Annotated in this window: 12 protein-coding genes; 8 read left to right on the forward strand and 4 right to left on the reverse strand. The window is 71.3% G+C overall.

Annotated elements, in window-relative coordinates:
* Positions 1 to 137: 137 nt before the first annotated feature.
* The 4 genes from G472_RS0101025 (at position 138) to G472_RS0101040 (ending at position 4,283) form a co-directional block, all read left to right on the forward strand.
* Positions 138 to 329: a hypothetical protein gene (locus tag G472_RS0101025; RefSeq protein ID WP_029006864.1), complete on the forward strand. Its 192-nt coding sequence runs from the start codon at positions 138 to 140 to the stop codon at positions 327 to 329.
* Between the two features lie 18 nt (positions 330 to 347).
* Entirely contained in the window at positions 348 to 1,367 is a 1,020-nt protein-coding gene (locus tag G472_RS0101030; protein WP_029006865.1) for a ligase-associated DNA damage response exonuclease, read from the forward strand.
* A complete protein-coding gene (locus tag G472_RS0101035) occupies positions 1,364 to 2,947 on the forward strand; it encodes a cisplatin damage response ATP-dependent DNA ligase (protein ID WP_029006866.1) in 1,584 nt (527 codons plus the stop codon). Before G472_RS0101030 ends, G472_RS0101035 begins: the two co-directional genes overlap by 4 nt.
* Before the next feature lie 112 nt (positions 2,948 to 3,059).
* A complete protein-coding gene (locus G472_RS0101040) occupies positions 3,060 to 4,283 on the forward strand; it encodes an MFS transporter (protein ID WP_342667903.1) in 1,224 nt (407 codons plus the stop codon).
* Between the two features lie 25 nt (positions 4,284 to 4,308).
* Here G472_RS0101040 and G472_RS0101045 read toward each other — a convergent pair whose 3' ends face one another.
* Positions 4,309 to 4,785, reverse strand: coding sequence for a CYTH domain-containing protein (locus tag G472_RS0101045; protein WP_029006868.1), 477 nt, complete (start codon positions 4,783 to 4,785; stop codon positions 4,309 to 4,311).
* A 207-nt stretch (positions 4,786 to 4,992) separates the two neighbouring features.
* On the opposite strand from G472_RS0101045, the gene G472_RS0101050 reads away from it, so the two are divergent.
* The 4 genes from G472_RS0101050 to guaB all read left to right on the forward strand — a co-directional run bounded on the left by G472_RS0101050 (position 4,993) and on the right by guaB (position 13,076).
* The gene (locus G472_RS0101050; protein WP_029006869.1) at positions 4,993 to 5,397 is read left to right on the forward strand and encodes a 6,7-dimethyl-8-ribityllumazine synthase; all 405 of its coding nucleotides are present in this window, start codon (positions 4,993 to 4,995) and stop codon (positions 5,395 to 5,397) included.
* A gap of 129 nt (positions 5,398 to 5,526) precedes the next feature.
* Positions 5,527 to 9,525: a hybrid sensor histidine kinase/response regulator gene (locus G472_RS36650; protein WP_051340117.1), complete on the forward strand. Its 3,999-nt coding sequence runs from the start codon at positions 5,527 to 5,529 to the stop codon at positions 9,523 to 9,525.
* A gap of 27 nt (positions 9,526 to 9,552) precedes the next feature.
* Positions 9,553 to 11,454 carry a response regulator gene (locus G472_RS0101060; protein ID WP_029006870.1) on the forward strand — a complete coding sequence of 634 codons (1,902 nt, stop codon included), beginning with the start codon at positions 9,553 to 9,555 and terminating at the stop codon, positions 11,452 to 11,454.
* Between the two features lie 143 nt (positions 11,455 to 11,597).
* A complete protein-coding gene (gene guaB, locus G472_RS0101065; protein WP_035690623.1) occupies positions 11,598 to 13,076 on the forward strand; it encodes an IMP dehydrogenase in 1,479 nt (492 codons plus the stop codon).
* 50 nt (positions 13,077 to 13,126) lie between these two features.
* Here the strand turns inward: guaB and G472_RS30615 are convergent, their stop codons facing one another.
* From G472_RS30615 to G472_RS0101080, 3 genes are read right to left on the reverse strand one after another with little or no spacing between them, the layout of a single operon-like run.
* A complete protein-coding gene (locus G472_RS30615) occupies positions 13,127 to 14,236 on the reverse strand; it encodes a CgeB family protein (protein ID WP_035690625.1) in 1,110 nt (369 codons plus the stop codon).
* Positions 14,236 to 15,342, reverse strand: a complete 1,107-nt coding sequence (locus G472_RS30620) for a CgeB family protein (RefSeq protein ID WP_051340118.1) — start codon at positions 15,340 to 15,342, stop codon at positions 14,236 to 14,238. The genes G472_RS30615 and G472_RS30620 overlap by 1 nt, the downstream gene beginning before the upstream one ends.
* Positions 15,342 to 16,472 carry a CgeB family protein gene (locus G472_RS0101080; protein ID WP_029006872.1) on the reverse strand — a complete coding sequence of 377 codons (1,131 nt, stop codon included), beginning with the start codon at positions 16,470 to 16,472 and terminating at the stop codon, positions 15,342 to 15,344. Before G472_RS0101080 ends, G472_RS30620 begins: the two co-directional genes overlap by 1 nt.
* Positions 16,473 to 16,549: the final 77 nt, after the last annotated feature.

The raw sequence follows: 16,549 nt of genomic DNA on the forward strand, positions 1-16,549 counted from the left end.
TGCTATGCTTTGGTCACTTCAGCGGTTACCACAAACAATAAGCCTGTCGCTCTGGCGTGCCATTCGCCCCCGTATGGGTGGATGCAACTTCCGGGTCCGGGACCCGGAGCTTAAGAACGCACAAAAGGGAGGAGCCCATGCTGACGTACCGCGACATGGTGGCGTTCTATTCCGGCCCCAACTCCAGGGAGTGGGAGGCCGTGCTCAGCCTGCTCGGGCACACACCCGACGACGAGGACGAGACCGGCGGTCAAGGCGACCGCCCGCGCAGCCCCCGCCGCACCCGTCCGGGCGACCTGCGCACCACCCGCCCTGGCCGTTTCCGGTAGAAATTCCATATTGGCGGCATGCCCGCCGCCGCTCTCCATCCCCGTCACTGGCTTCGCACAACACCGGAGGGTCTGTACGTGGAACCCGGCGGGTTCCACGTCGATCCCGTTGCACCGGTGGAGCGTGCGGTCATCACCCACGGCCATTCCGACCACGCGCGGCCGGGCCATCGCCATGTAATGGCGACCCCCGCCACGCTTGCCATCATGCGCCGGCGCCTGGGCGACGGGGCCGGGGGCACCCTGCAACCCCTCGGTTACGGGGAGGCGGTGCGGGTGGGCGACGTGACCGTGCGGCTGGTGCCGGCCGGGCACGTGCTGGGCAGCGCGCAGGTGGTGCTGGAGCACGCCGGTGCGCGCGCCGTCGTGTCGGGCGATTACAAGCGGGCGCCCGACGCGACCTGCGCCCCGTTCGAGCCGGTGTTCTGCGACGTCTTCGTCACCGAGGCCACCTTCGGCCTGCCGGTGTTCCGCCATCCGCCGGCCCACGGCGAGGTGGCGCGACTGCTGCACTCCATGACCGTGTTCCCGGAGCGCACCCACGTGGTCGGCGCCTACGCCCTGGGGAAGTGCCAGCGCGTCATCACACTGCTGCGCGCGGCGGGGTACGACCGGCCGATCCACCTGCACGGGGCGCTGATGCCCCTGTGCGACCTCTACCGCGACGCCGGCATCGATCTCGGGGAGTTGAGACCGGCCACCGTCGCCGATGCGGCGGAGTTGCGCGGGGCCCTGGTGCTCGCCCCGCCCGGTGCCATTGCCGACCGTTGGGCACGCCGCCTGAGCGATCCGGTGGTGGCGCTGGCTTCGGGCTGGATGCGGGTGCGCCAGCGGGCGCGCCAGCGCGGGGTCGAACTGCCGCTGGTGATCTCCGACCACGCCGACTGGGACGAGTTGGTGGACACCCTGCGCGACGTCGGCGCCCCTGAGGTGTGGGTGACCCACGGGCGGGAGGAGGCGCTGGTCCACCAGGCCGGCCGCATGGGCATCCGCGCCCGCGCCCTGTCCCTGCTCGGCTTCGGGGAGGAGGGGGCGTGAACCGCTTCGCCGCGCTGATCGACGCGCTGGCGTTCATGCCGTCCCGCAACGGCAAGATCCGCCTGCTGGTCGACCACTTCGCCCACACCCCCGACCCCGACCGGGGCTGGGCGCTGGCGGCCCTGACCGGGACGCTGGTCTTCGCCGAGGCCAAGCCCGCTGCCATCCGCCGCCTGGCAGCGACGCGGGTGGATGCGGAGCTGTTCGCGTGGTCCTACGATTACGTCGGCGACCTGGCGGAGACGGTGGCGCTGATCTGGCCCGGCGGACCGGAGCACGGCGCCGGCGATCCGGCCGCGGCCCCGGGGCTGGACGAGGTGGTGACGGCCCTGCAGGGCGCGCGGCGCGCCGACGTGATGGAGCTGGTCGAGGGCTGGCTCGACCGGCTCGACGCCTCCGGCCGCTACGCGCTGCTGAAGCTGATCACCGGGGCGCTGCGGGTCGGCGTCTCGGCGCGCCTGGCCAAGACGGCGCTGGCGGCGTGGAGCGGCGTTGCCCTGCACGACGTGGAGGAGGTCTGGCACGCGGTGACACCGCCCTACGGGACGCTGTTCGCCTGGCTGGACGGTCGCGCCGGCCGGCCGGACGCCGGCACCGGCGCCGGCTTCCGGCCGCTGATGCTGGCCACCGCCGCGGAGGAGGGGGACGCCGCAAGCTTCGACCCCGGCGACTGGTGCGCGGAATGGAAATGGGACGGCATCCGCGTCCAGCTTGCGGCGCGGGGCGCCGAGCGGCGGATCTACAGCCGCACCGGCGACGACGTCTCCGCCGTCTTTCCCGACGTCACCGACCACATGAGCTTCGACGCCGTGCTGGACGGGGAATTGCTGGTGGTGCGCGACGGAACGGTGGCGCCCTTCAACGACCTGCAGCAGCGCCTGAACCGCAAGACCGTGACGGCGGCGATGCTGCGCGCGTACCCTGCCTTCGTGCGCCTCTACGACATCCTGTTCGAGGGGGCGGAGGACCTGCGCCCCTTGCCCTTCGTCGCCCGACGCGCCCGTCTGGAGCACTGGTACGAGGCGGTGCGGCCGCGCCGCATGGACCTGTCGCCCCTGGTTCCCTTTGCCGGCCCGGAGGATCTGGCGGCCCTGCGCGACGGCGCGCGTGAGGCGGGGATCGAGGGGCTGATGCTGAAGCGGCGCGACAGCCCCTATGTCGCCGGGCGCCCGCGGGGGCCGTGGTTCAAGTGGAAGCGCGGGGCGCTCACCGTCGACGCCGTGCTGATGTACGCGCAGCGGGGCCATGGCAAGCGCTCGTCCTTCTATTCCGATTTCACCTTCGGGGTGTGGCGGGGGGAGGAGCTGGTGCCGGTGGGCAAGGCCTATTTCGGCTTCACCGACGCCGAACTGGTCGAACTGGACCGCTGGGTGCGCGCCCACACGGTCCGCCGCTTCGGCCCGGTGCGGGAGGTGGCGCCGGGGCTGGTGCTGGAGGTGGCCTTCGACAGCGTCAACCGCTCCACCCGGCATAAGAGCGGCGTGGCGATGCGCTTCCCGCGCGTCCACCGCATCCGCTGGGACAAACCGCCCGGCGAGGCCGACCGGCTGGAGACGGTGGAGAGCCTGGTCGACCGATAGGGCGGGAGCATCCGCCGCACCCGGGCGATGGCAGTCCTGCAGGTTCGTCGCTTCCGTGCTGCGGCCGCGAACGTCAGTATCCCTCCGGCAACCGCGGTTGAGGAGAACGAGGGTGGACGGAACACGGATGCCCGGCCAGGAGGACGGGCAGGGTGAGTATCTGCGTGCCGGAACGCGGGAGTTCCTTCGGGCCCGGGTCAGCCTGTTCCTGGCCGGATTCGCCACCTTCGCCACGCTGTACTGCGTGCAGCCGCTGATGCCCGCCTTCGCGGTGGAGTTCGCGGTCAGCCCGGCCGAGAGCAGCCTGGCCCTCTCCCTGTCCACCGGCACGCTGGCCTTCTCCCTGCTGTTGGCGGGGGCGCTGTCCGATGCCCTGGGGCGCAAGCCGGTGATGTTCGCCTCCCTGCTCGCCTCCGGCCTGCTGGGGCTGCTGGCGGCCGTGGCTCCCGACTGGCCCTGGCTGCTGGTGGTGCGGGCGCTGGAGGGGGTGGCGCTGAGCGGCCTGCCGGCGGTCGCCATGGCCTATGTCAGCGAGGAGGTGGACCCCAAGGCGGTCGGGGTCACCATGGGGCTCTACATCGGCGGGACGGCGCTGGGGGGCATGTCCGGCCGCGCCCTGACGGCGGCGGTCGCCGACGTGGCGGACTGGCGCATGGCCATGGCCGCCGTCGGCCTGCTGGGTCTGGTAGCCGCCGCGGCCCTGTGGTTCGGCCTGCCGGCGTCGCGGCGATTCGTGGGCCGCCCGCCGGGCCTCGGCGAGTTGACGGCCGCGTGGCGGGCCCACCTGGGCGACCCCGGCCTGCGCCGCCTGTTCGCGCTCGGGTTCCTCACCATGGGAGCGTTCGTCACGGTGTACAACTACACCGGCTTCCGTCTCACCGAAGCCCCGTTCGAGCTGCGGCCGGCCGTGGTTGGCGCGGTGTTCCTGGTGTATCTCGCGGGCGTGGTGGCCTCGCCCTGGTTCGGCGGTCTGGCCGGGCGCCACGGCCAGCGCCGCGTCCTGCTGGCGGCGGTGGCGCTGACGCTGGCCGGGCTGATGCTGATGGAGCCGCCGTCACTGGTCGCCGTGGTGGCGGGTCTGACCCTGTTCACCGCCGCCTTCTTTGGTGCCCACACCATCGCCAGCGGCTGGATCGGCCAGCGCGCGCGCACCGCGCGGGGACAGGCATCGGCCCTCTACCTGTTCAGCTATTACATGGGGTCGACGCTGGCGGGGTACGCCGGCGGCCTGTTCTGGGGGGCTTGGGGCTGGCTCGGTGTGGCGGGATTCGTCGGCTTGCTGCTGCTGGCCGCCCTGGCCGTCGCCGCCCGCCTGCCGACGCGGGCGTCCGGATAAACGTGTCGGGATGGAAGGAACGGAGTCAGGCGGCGCGGGCCGCCGGATTCAGCGGGTGGCGGCAGAGCCAGGAGTTGCCATAGCGCCGCTCGTCGGTGATCTCGCGGCCGACCCAGTCGGGCAGGGGGACGGGCTGATCGGGCGACTCCAGTTCCACTTCAGCGATCACCAGGCCGGCGTTGGCGCCTTCGAACACGTCGACATCCCAGTCGAAGCCGGCGTGTTCGACCCGATAGCGGATCTTCTCGATGCGGTCCGGTCCGCAGGCGTGCGCCAGCATGTCCCGGGCCACGCTCACGGGGATGGCCCATTCGGTTTCCCGGCGGGCGATGCCCAAGCGCGCGCCTTTTATGGTCAGGAACGCCGCGGGGCCGACGACCCTCACGCGGACCGTGCGGTCGCCGCGCGTCGGAATGTAGCCCTGGATGATCCGTTGGCCGGTCGTGCAAAGGTGCCCGATGTCCCTGGTGACCAGGAACCTCCGCTCGATCTCAAGCGGCATGGCACGCACTCCCCCGTGTGTAGCACCGGTCGAAGAGGATAGACCTCTCCCCACAGGAGGTCCAGTCGTTGTTTCAGATTTGAAACGCAAGCGATGCTTCGGCGCCGGGCGGCCGCGGGAGGTGATTGCCCGCGGCGGGTGCCGCCGACTAAGGTTGGCGGCGTGTTCGCGCGGACCATACATGGACAAAGACAAGGGAGTGGCGTCGTGGCCAACATCGGGATCGTGCTCGGCCGGTTTCATCGCACGCAAGGGGAAGAGATGTTGGCCGAGGCGCGCGCCGTCGCCGAGTGCCTGGACCTGACCGTGGTGGCCGAAGTGTGGGTTCCCGGCTCGATGGAGAAGCCGCTGGCGATCAAGCGCCTGCTGATGCGCCACGACATTGCGGGGGCGGTGGCGCTGGGCATCATCGAGAACGGCGAGACGTCCCACGGCCTGGTGATGGGTCACGCGGTGGTGAAGAGCCTCATCGACCTGCAGCTCGAGTTCATGAAGCCGGTGGGCGTCGGGATTCTCGGGCCGGGCATTCATCCGTCGCAGATTGCGCCGCGTGTGCGCCCTTATGCCGCGGCGGCGGTGGAGGCGGTGGCGGCCATGCTGCCGGCGCCCTGACCGCCTTGCCGGCGGACACCGCGATAGGTTGCGGCGTCCGCCGGGGCAACGCGATGTTAACGGGTTCCATCCTAAGGACGGGGGTCTCCCGGATGCGGGGGATGCGAGGTCCAGCGGGCGGAGCGTGACATGGGGGCAACGATCGCGCGGGAGCGGCCGCGGACCACCGCGGACACGGCGCCGTCGCCCCGTTCGCCGGCACGCCGGATCATCCTGCCGGGCGTGCTGCTGGTGGGACTGGGCGTCGCCGCCCTGCTCGGTCTGCTGACCTTTGCGGCGGACCGTCAGGACCGCACGGCGGACACCGTTGCCGCGCGGACAGTCGGTTCCGTCATCGAAGAGGCGCGCCGCAGCCTGGAAGCGGCCGCGGCCGATTACGCCCGTTGGTCGGTGATCGTCACCGACCCTGCGGGCGGTGGGACGACGCTTCCCGACCTGCTGCTCCGCCGCCTGGCGGAACGGGCGGGGGTCACCGGGCTGGTCATTCCGGACGGCGGCGGTTCCTCCGATCCGGTCGGCCTGGATGATTACGGCAGTGACGCCGTGCGCATGGCGGGGCAGGCGCCCTATGCTCCGGATGGTGCGGTGGCCGGTTTGGTCGGCGCCGGCCGCGCCTTGTACCTGATGGCGGCGGCGGACGTGGCCGACGGTGCCGCCGGGCAGCGCCGGGTGCTGGTTCTGATCCGCACCCTGGATGACGGCGCCCTGGACCGTCTGGGCGCGTCGTTCGGAATCACCGGGCTGCGCTTCGTGCCGGCGGAGCTGCCGGCGCCCGCCCGGGCATCCCTGCCGCTGACCGGGTGGGGCGGGGCGCCCCTGGGGCACCTCGCGTGGGAGGCGGCGCGTCCCGGTGCCCGGATGCTGGACAGCGTCGCTCTGCCGGTGGTGCTGGTGCTGGCCGCCATGACGGCGCTGGCCGGGCTGGTGGTGCACCGCGCCGTGCGCGCCGCGGCGGAGGTCGACCGCGCCGCGGCGGACGTCGCGGCGGCGAACCGGGACCTTGCCGCCAGCCGCAAGCGCTTCCTCGACTTTGCCCTGGCCTCGTCAGACTGGTTCTGGGAGACGGGACCGGACCATCGCTACACCTACATGTCCGAACGCCTGCCCGCGCTGCTGGGCCGCGACCCCGGTCCGCTGTTCGGCGCGTCACTGCTCGACCTCGGGGCCCTGGTGGAGGATGCCGGATCCTGGACCGAGGTTGGTGGCGACATCGCCGCCGGCCGGCCGTTCCGCGACCTGGAGGTGATGGTGCCCGGTCCCGACGGCGGCACCGGAGTTTTCCGCATCAGCGGGCAGCCGGTGCGGGACGAGACGGGGCGGTTCCTCGGCTACCGCGGTTCGGGCGTCGACGTGACGGCCGAGACCATGGCCCTGATGGAAGCCCGGTTCATGCAGGTGCTGGTCCACGACGCGCTCGACAGCATCTCCGAAGGGTTCGTGCTGTTCGACGCGGAGGGCCGCCTGCTGCTGTGCAACGAGCGGTACCGGCAGGCCTACCCGGACATCGCCGACGTTCTGGTGCCGGGCGCCGCTTTCCAGGACATCCTGCGCGTCGCCGCCGAACGGGGCGGCTACGAGGACGCCCGGCGCGACATCGGGTCGTGGATCCAGGACCGGCTCAACCGCCACCTGGCCCACGACGCGCCGGTCGACCGCCGCCTGTCCAACGGCCGCTGGTACCGCATCAGCGAGCACGCCACGGGGTCCGGCGGCATCGTCAAGATCCTGATGGACATCACCGAGCTGAAGCTGCGCGAAGAGGAGCTGGCCGAACAGACGGGATTGCTGAAGGCGACGCTGGAGAGCATCAGCCAGGGCATCTGCATGGTCGACGGCGAAGGCCGCCTGGCCGCGTGGAACGACGAGTTCCAGCGCCTCCTCGACCTGCCGGTGGAGACCGTCCGGTTCGGCCGGCCGGTGGCGGCGGTGCTCGATCGACTGGAAGGGATGGCACCGGCCCTGGCCGAGGTGCTGGCGCTTCGGCCGCCGGCGCTGCAACCGTCTTCGGCGCGCTTCGATCCGGCCGCCGCCCGTTCCTGGCGGGGCGAACCGGTGCGGGTCGGTGACCGTTTCCTGGAGGTGCGGCGCAGTGCCGTCCCCGACGGCGGTTTCGTCGCCACCTTTGCCGACGTGACCGAACGCCATCGTTTCGAGACGGTCCTGCGCGATCTGGCGCAGGCCGTGTCGCACGACGCACCGGAGGAGTTCTTCGCGACCCTGGCCCTTGCGCTGGCCCGCGCGCTGGACGTCGACACCGCGGTGGTGACGGAGATGGCGGGGAGTGACCGGGTGCGCATCATGGCGGTGGTCCACGACGGCGCCGTCATGGAACCGCCGGATCCCTTCGCCATCGCCGGCATGCCCTGCGAACGGGTGATCGGGCAGAAGATGTGCCTGTTCCCGTCGGGACTGCGGTCGCTGTTCCCGCAGGCCGCGCTTCTCGACCTGGTGGAGGCGGAAAGCTATTGCGGCGCCCCGCTGAACGATTCCGCCGGGCGGCCGCTGGGCCATATCGCCGTGCTGTCGCGGCGTCCCATGGTGAACCTGGACATGGCGGAGAACCTCGTCCACGTCTTCGCCGTCCGCGCGGCGGCGGAACTGGAGAGGATGACCATCGTCGCCGCGCTGCGCGAGAGCGAGGGGCGCTACCGGCAACTCGTCGAGCTGGCCCCCTACGGCATTGTCATCTGGGACGGCACGGCGATCCGCTTCGCCAACTCCGCCGCGGCGTCGATCCTGGGCGTCGAGGACGGCTCCCGGCTGAACGGAACGTCCCTGGCCGGCTGTTTCGACGACGGCCGGCTGATCGAGGCGACCCTGGCGCCGACCGCCCGGGGGCGCTCGCAGCAGACATCCGCCGACGTGGTGCGTCCTTCCGGGGAACGGCGTCACGTCGAGGTGGGGGCCTTCCCGGCCGTCTTCCGCGGCGCGCCCGCGGTGCTGCTGGCGTTCAACGACGTCACCGAGCGCCGGCGCGCCGAGGAGGAGTTGCAGCGAGCCCAGAAGATGGAGGCGGTCGGCCGCATGGCCGGCGGCATCGCCCATGAGTTCAACAACATGCTGACCGCCATCGGCGGCTTCGCCCGGCTGGCCGAACGCAACCCCGGGGACCGGGAGCGGGTGCTGACCTGCGTGCGCGAGATCGCCAAGGCGTCGGACCGGGCGGCCGCCCTGACCGGTCAGCTCCTCGATTTCAGCCGGCGTCGCCCCGGCGAGGAGCGGGAGGTCATTGCCCTGGCCGCGCTGGTGCGGGACCTGCGCGTCTTCCTGAAGCCGCTCCTGTCCGCCGCCATCGTGCTGGAGCTGAAGATCCGCGACGAGGACGCCCATGTGGTCGCCAGCCCGGCCATGCTCAATCAGGCCCTTCTGAACCTGGCGATCAACGCGCGCGACGCCATGGGCGACACGGGAACGCTGACGATCACGCTGGACACCGTGGAGCCCGACACCGTCTTCTTCGAGCGCCACGAGGATCTGGCTCCGGGACGCTACGCCGTGATCCGGGTGAGCGACACCGGGAACGGTGTGCCGGAGGAACTGCGCGACCGCATCTGGGAGCCGTTCTTCACCACCAAGGAGCAGGGCAAGGGAACCGGGCTCGGCCTGTGGATGGTGTACGGCACCGTCCGGCAGGTGGGCGGCACGGTGGAGCTGGAGTCCGCTCCCGGCAGCGGTGCCACCTTCTCCCTGTTCGTGCCGGCGGTCGATCCGCCGGGGGCGGCGTCGTCCGGGCCGGCCTGCGTCGCTCTGCCGGAAGGCGACACCGCCATGGTGCTGCTGGTGGACGACGAGGACTCGGTGCGATCCTTCCTGCGCCTGGCGCTGGAGGAGGCCGGGTGCTCGGTGGTGGAGGCGGCCGACGGTGTCGAGGCGCTGGAGCGCTTCGACGAGCACGGGGGCCTGTTCGACCTGGTGGTCAGCGACGTGGCCATGCCGCGGATGAACGGCGTCGAACTGGCCGAAGCGCTCCACGAACGCAATCCGGAGCTGCGCATGCTTTTCCTCACCGGCTATGCCTCGCGGGAGCAGGCGGCCGGACTCACCGCCCGTCCGGGGCGCCGCATCCTGATGAAGCCGGTGGGGCCGGACGCGCTGATCGACGCGGTCCGCACCCTGATCGCGGAATAACCCACCGGGAGCACGTGGAGACAGTCTATGGCATCCGATAGCGATCCGTCGGACCGCGTCCCCGATACCGTCGCCGCCGGCGATGCGGAGGCGGGGGCACCCCCGTCGGAATGCCGGGAGGCCGATGATTTCTACGCTCCGGCGGCGCGCGAGAGCATCGGGCGCCATTGCGAGCGCATCCTGAACGAGAACGCGCTGACGCCAACCGAGGTGCTGCATTCGCCGCGCCACCAGAACACCCTGTCGAACCAGGCGCTGTTCGTCGGCATCCTTCAGCAGGTCGACCGGGTGATGGGGCGCAAGCCCGGGTCCATCAACGTGCTGGTGAACGAGGTCGCGCGGCTCACCCGCGAGCGGACCAGGGATTGGACCGTCCCGGACCTGACGGCGCAGAACTATGCCGCGATCGTGAAGGGGGTGTTCGATACGGTCGAGGCGTTCCGCGCCCGCTTCACCATCGACGCGGCGCTGACCCAGCACCTGCATACCGGCCGCAGCTTCGCCGAAAAGACGGGACTGCTGCTCGACCTGGCGGCGGGAACCGACGATGCCGATGCGCTGGCGCCCATCGATCGCCTGCTGGGCGAGATCATGCGCTGCGAGTCCGGCATGGCGTCGGTGTCCGGCGACCTGGCGTTTGCGCCGCTGGTCGATGCCATCGCCGGTCTTGCCGCCGGTGACGCCCCCCTGCCGGAGGATGCCCCGCCGCTGCTGCGGCGGCTGGAGGAGCTGCTGCGACGGGTGCCCATGCCCGTGGCGTGCGACGGCCTGCTGGCGGCCCTGCGCCGCGAACTGGGGAAGCCGGACCGCCTGACCACCGCCAGCCGCGGCGATCTGCTCGTCATGGAGACGGTGCAGCGGGAGGCACTGGCGCTGGGCGCGCTGGGACAGCGTCTGCGCACCGGCAACGGCGGCTATCTCGGCGGTGCGCGCACCGAAGCGGCGCTCCAGCGCCGCATGTCGCTGCTGATCAACGAGGACACGCTTCCCGAACTGGTCAGGGGGCGCAACTTCTTCGAACGGCTGCAGATCCTCTTCATGGTCCAGCGCATGCCGCTGTCGCCGTCCTCGCAGCGGGCGGTCAACGCCTATCTCATGCAGTACTTCCAGGGCCGCGACTTCGCCGGCCGGCTCCTCGACTGCTGGAAGGAAAAGCACGACAAGCTGAAGGGGCTGGGCGAGGTGCAGCGCATGGTCCTGGACTCCTCGTTCCCGGACGAGGACCGTGACGCGCTGGTCCGTCAGATCGACGACATGCAGAACGCCTTCATCCGGACCCAGCGCATCCTGACGCCGCTGACCGGCAAGGACGACCCGTCGCCCGACCAGGTGCTGGAGGTGGTGAAGCTGGCCGGCGAGCGCGCGTTCTGCCAGGGCAAGAGCCGCATGGCGGTGGCGCGTGCCCTGTACCGGCAGGTCCACCGGCCGCGCTTCCTGCGCGCCTTTCTGCTCAGTGTCAGCGGAGCCAGGGAGCGGGCCCAGCGCGTCGCCTGGCTGCGCAACGCCCTGGGCATGGTGGCGGTGCCCTTCATCGACCTGTCCGCCCTGCGGGTGCTGGTGGTCGACGACGAGGAGGGGCCGCGCAACTATGTTGCATCGGTGCTGCGCGACCTGGGGATCGGCACCATCGAGACGGCCGTCGACGGGCGCGATGCGCTGGACCGCTTCGTCGGCCGGGAGGAGGGCGTGGATCTGGTGATCTGCGACTGGATGATGCCGAAGACGAGCGGCCTGGAGGTGTTGAACCGGGTGCGGGTGACGCGGCCCGACCTGCCGTTCCTTATGGTCACGGCGCTGGCCACCCGCAAGGCGGTGGAACGGGCGATCGCCAGCCATGTTTCCGGGTACATCGCCAAACCCTTCACGCCCGACCAGCTTGAGGAGAAGGTGCTGCTGGTGCTGGCGCAGAAGACGGCCCCTGCCGGCTGACACGCGGTTCGCCCGGCCCGCCGCGCCGGGCATGGCAGGCGTGCGGCGATCGGGGCGGACAGGGGCGAGGGGTAGTGGGGATGACGCTTCACAAGCCCACGTCCTTGTGTATAGTGCCGCGACATTTTTCGGGGAGACGGGCCATGGCGCGCGACATCGCGATTCGCGAGGCGTTGACTTTCGATGATGTCCTTCTGGTTCCGGCCGAGTCTTCGGTGCTGCCGGGCGACGTCGACACGCGGACGCGCCTGACCCGGACGATCGAGCTGGGCATCCCGCTGATCTCCTCGGCCATGGACACGGTGACGGAGAGCGGCCTCGCCATCGCGCTGGCCCAGGCCGGCGGCATCGGCACCATCCACCGCAATCTGGACATCGAGCGTCAGGCCGAAGAGGTCCGCAAGGTCAAGCGGTACGAGAGCGGCATGGTGGTCAACCCGATCACCATCACTCCCGACGCCACGCTGGCCGACGCGCTGGCCCTGATGGCGTCCTACCGCATCTCCGGCATCCCCGTGGTCGACAGCATGGACGCCCGCGGCACCGGCCGGCTGGTCGGCATCCTGACCAACCGCGACGTGCGCTTCGCCACCGACCCCCGGCAGCCGGTCAGCGAACTGATGACCAAGGAGCTGGTCACCGTGCGCGAAGGCGTCAGCCAGGACGAGGCCAAGCGCCTTCTGCACCAGCACCGCATCGAGAAGCTGCTGGTCGTCGACGAGACGTACCGCTGCATCGGCCTGGTCACCGTCAAGGACATCGAGAAGGCCCAGGCATTCCCGAACGCCTGCAAGGACGAGAAGGGCCGTCTGCGGGTCGCCGCCGCCACCGGCACCGGGCCGGACGGGCTGAAGCGCGCCGAGGCCCTGTTCGACGCCGGCGTCGACGTGCTGGTGGTCGACACCGCCCACGGCCATTCCGTCAAGGTGCTGGAACAGGTGCGCGCCGCCCGCGGCATGTCCAACTACACCCAGGTCATCGCCGGCAACGTCGCCACCGCCGACGCCGCGAAGGCGCTGATCGATGCCGGTGCGGACGGGGTGAAGGTGGGCATCGGCCCCGGCTCCATCTGCACCACCCGCATCATCGCCGGCGTGGGCGTGCCGCAGCTCACCGCCATCATGGACGTGGTCGAGGCCTGCCGGGACGCCGGCGTGCCGGTGATCGCCGATGGCGGCATCAAGTATTCCGGCGATCTCGCCAAGGCCATCGCCGCCGGTGCCGACTGCGCCATGCTGGGCAGCCTGTTCGCCGGCACCGACGAGAGCCCCGGCGAGGTGATCCTCTACCAGGGCCGCTCCTACAAGAGCTACCGCGGCATGGGCTCGGTGGGCGCCATGGCGCGCGGCTCGGCCGATCGCTACTTCCAGCAGGAAGTGTCCACCATGAAGCTGGTGCCGGAGGGCGTGGAGGGCCGCGTGCCCTACAAGGGGCCGGTGTCGGCGGTGATCCACCAGCTCGTCGGCGGCCTGCGCGCCGCCATGGGCTACACGGGCAACCGCTCCATGGCCGAGATGCGCTCGCGCTGCCGGTTCGTGCGCATCACCAACGCCGGCCTGCGCGAGAGCCACGTCCACGACATCACCATCACCAACGAGTCGCCGAACTACCGTCAGGGGTGACGCGGCGGCGGGGGAGGACCAATGGTCCTCCCCGGTCCGCTCATCCCCCTCTACAGCGCCCGCACCGACCGGGCGGCGCCGCGCACTTCCCGGACGTACGCTTCCAGTTCCGCGGCACGGCGTTCCCCGGTGTGGGCGGCCAGCACGCGGCGGCGTGCGGCGCGGCCGATGGCGCGGGCCCGGCGGGGCTCCGTGTCGCGCAGCCAGCGCATCACCTGATCCCCGTCGTCGGCAATCAGGATCTCCTCGCCCGGCACGAACAGCTCCTCCAGGCCGGACCAGCGGTCGCTGATGATGGGGGTGCCGCAGGCCGCCGCCTCGAACAGGCGCACGCTGGGCGACCAACCCGCGGCCACCATGTCGGCCCGGGTGACGTTCAGGGTGAAACGCTGGGCGTTGTAGAAGCGCCGGTGCTCGGACGGCGGCAGGTGGCTCACCCGTTCCACGTTGGCGGGCCAGTCCACGGTGTCGGGATACTGCGGGCCGGCGACGATGAAGGAATCCCGTTCGCGGCGACGGGCCGGTTCCAGCAGCAGCCGTTCCAGCACCGGCTGGCGGTCGGGGCTGTAGGTGCCGAGATAGCCGAGATCCCAGCGCACCGGCCCCAACTCGGGATAGTAGGCGTCGGCGTCGACCGAGCAGTAGAGGACCCGCGCGCGCCGCGCCCCGAACTCCCGTTCCAGCCGGTCGAGGGTCGGGCCGCCGGTGAAGGAGAGATAGAGGTCGAAGCCGGGAATGATCTCCCGGCTGACGTATTCCGCGTCACCCCGTTCCAGCCGCGCGACGGTGACCGGCGTGTCGATGTCATAGAAGGCGGTGACCCCTCCGGCGGTGTCCTGCACCCAGCGGCCGACCGCCACGCCGTCCGGCACGTAGGAGCCGACGATCACCAGGTCGGCGGCACGCACGGCCGCGGCATGGCGTTCCGCCAGTTCCTCCGGGCTGTCGTAGAGCGCCAGCCGGCAGAAGTCGGGGGACGGCAGGTCCCGGTTGTCGGCGTACCAGGGCTTGTCGCGCTCCAGGAACAGCACGTCGTGGCCGCGGGCCTTCATGCCCTTGAGCAGGGCGCGGAAGGTGGTGGCGTGCCCGTTGCCCCACGAGGACGTGATCGAAAGGCCGAGGACGACGACGGACAGGGGAGTGGACGGTGGCTGCGCCATCACACACCCTCCTCGAGGCCGAGGGAGCCGACGGTGGCCCCCGACAGCAGCGCCTCCACCAGCACCGCCCGGTGGTCGTAAGTGTGCTGTGCCAGCACGCGCCGCCGTGCCGCGTCGCCGATGGCGCGGGCGCGCTCCGGCGTCAGGGCGGCCACATGCTCCGCCACTGCGGCGCCGTCGCGGGCGACCAGGATCTCCGTTCCCGGCTCCAGGAAGCGGTCGATCCCGGACCAGTCGTCGGTGATGATGCAGGCGCCGGCGGCGGCGGCTTCGAACACCCGGGTCGCCGGGGAATAGCCCATGTCGGCCATGCTGGAGCGGCTGATGTTGAGCACCGCCCGGGCCGAGCAGTTCAGGGCGTTGTGGTCGGCGGTGTAGACGTGGCCGAGCGCCGTGACGTTGGGCGGCATGGGTTTGTCGTGCCAGCCGTTGCCGCCCAGCAGGAATCGCCGGTCCGGCAGCCGGGCGGCGGCGTCGAGGAAGAAGCGCTCCACCCGTTCCTCCCGGTCGGGCAGACGGTTGCCGAGGAAGGTGAGATCGGCCGCGAAGCGCGGGTCGTGGGGCACCGGGTGGTGGGTGGCGGGGTCATGGGCGTTGTAGACGGGGACGCACACCTGCGCCCCCAGTGCGGTGAAGGCCCGGACCACCGGCGGCCCGCCGCCGTAGGTCAGCACGAGGTCGTAGAGCGGCAGCAGCGGGCGCAGCCGCGCCTTGGGGTCGGCGGTGATCTCCGCCAGGGTCGCCGGGGCGTCGACGTCCCAGTACACGGCAAGCCCGTCGGGGCGCCGGGCATCGAGCACGCCGGCCGCCAGCTCGTCGTCGAAGATGCCGACCCCGCTCGCCTTGATGACCACGTCGGCGCCATGGGCGGCGTCGAGCACCGTGGCCAGCCCCTCCGCCGTGGCGGGATAGACGACCACCCGGGCCCAGGGGGGATCGTCCATGTCGCGGTGCTGCTGGCGGTCGTAGGCATCGGGTTCGTAGAACGTGACGCGGTGCCCGCGGCCGGCCAGAGCCCGGATGATCCCCCGGTAGTAGGTGGCGGCGCCGTTCCAGTAGGCCGAGACGAGGCTCGATCCGAAGAAGGCGATGTCGAGTCCGGCCATCAGGCGATGTCCTCCCGTTCGGGTGCGTGGGCGGTGTCCGGAGCCCCGGCGGCGGCGAGCAGGGCCATCAGCTCATCCACCCGGTGGGCGCAGGTGTGGCGGGCGCGGATCGTTTCCAGCCCGTGGGCGGCCAGGCTGGCGGCCAGCCCCTTGTCCAGCAGCACCGCGCGCAACAGCTCCGTCATCGCACGGCCGTCGCGGGCCACCAGGTAATCGGTGCCGGGGCGGAACAGCCCTTCGGCGTCGTCCCAGGGGGCGCAGACCAGCGGGATTCCGCAGGCCAGCGCCTCGAAGACGCGGATGGTGGGGATGCCCGGCAGGGCCTCCACATAGGGTCGGCGCGGCACATGGACGGTGACGGCGTGACGGGCGAAGACGCGCGGGGCCTCGTGGTTGGGCAGCCAGCCACCGTAGGCGATGCCCGCCCGCTCCAGGGCGGCCAGGGCGGCATCGGGATAGCGTACGCCGTGGACGCGGGCCGTCAGGCGCAGGCTGCGCACCGGGTCGAGCAGGTATTCGTGCAGTTCGGCGGTGCGCTCGCCATCGCCCCAGTTGCCGATCCATACGAGATCGCCCTCCGCCGGCTCGCCGGGCAAGGGGTGGAACAGGGCCGTGTCGGCGGCCTCGTGCCAGGTCCACACGCTGCGGCTCCAGCCCAGCGCCCGATAGCGGGCGCTCAGCACCTCGCCGAAGGCCAGGATGCCGTCGTAACCGGAGAGGTCCAGGGCCGCCATCTCCTCCGGCCGGGAGACGACGCGGTGATGGGTGTCGTGGAACAGCAGGCGGAACCGCCCGCCCTGCGCCCGCCGGCGCCCCGCCGCGACGATCAGCGCCGGGTCCGTCCATTCGTGCACCAGCACGACGTCCGCACCGTCCAGCGCGGCATCCAGGTCGAGAGCGGCCGGGTCGTACGTCTGCGACGTCAGGCCGGGGAAGGCGGCGTGGAACGCGGCAAGAGCCGCCGGGCCGCCGTCGGCCAGCATGTTGGCGCGGCTCCAGCCGTTCGCCGGCTCGAAGACCCGCACCGTGTGACCGCGCCGCAGCAGGTCGCGCACGATCCCGCGCAGGAAATGGGCGTTGCCGTGATTCCAGTCGGAGACCAGCGAGTGGTAGAAAAGGACAAAGCGCATCGGCTCGCACATCGTTGATGCCGGAAAGGCCGAACCGACAGTGGGGACGGCCGGCGGCCTTGCGAAGTCGGGAAAGA

The sequence above is a fragment of the Azospirillum halopraeferens DSM 3675 genome, assembly GCF_000429625.1.
GTDB classification, from domain to species: domain Bacteria; phylum Pseudomonadota; class Alphaproteobacteria; order Azospirillales; family Azospirillaceae; genus Azospirillum; species Azospirillum halopraeferens.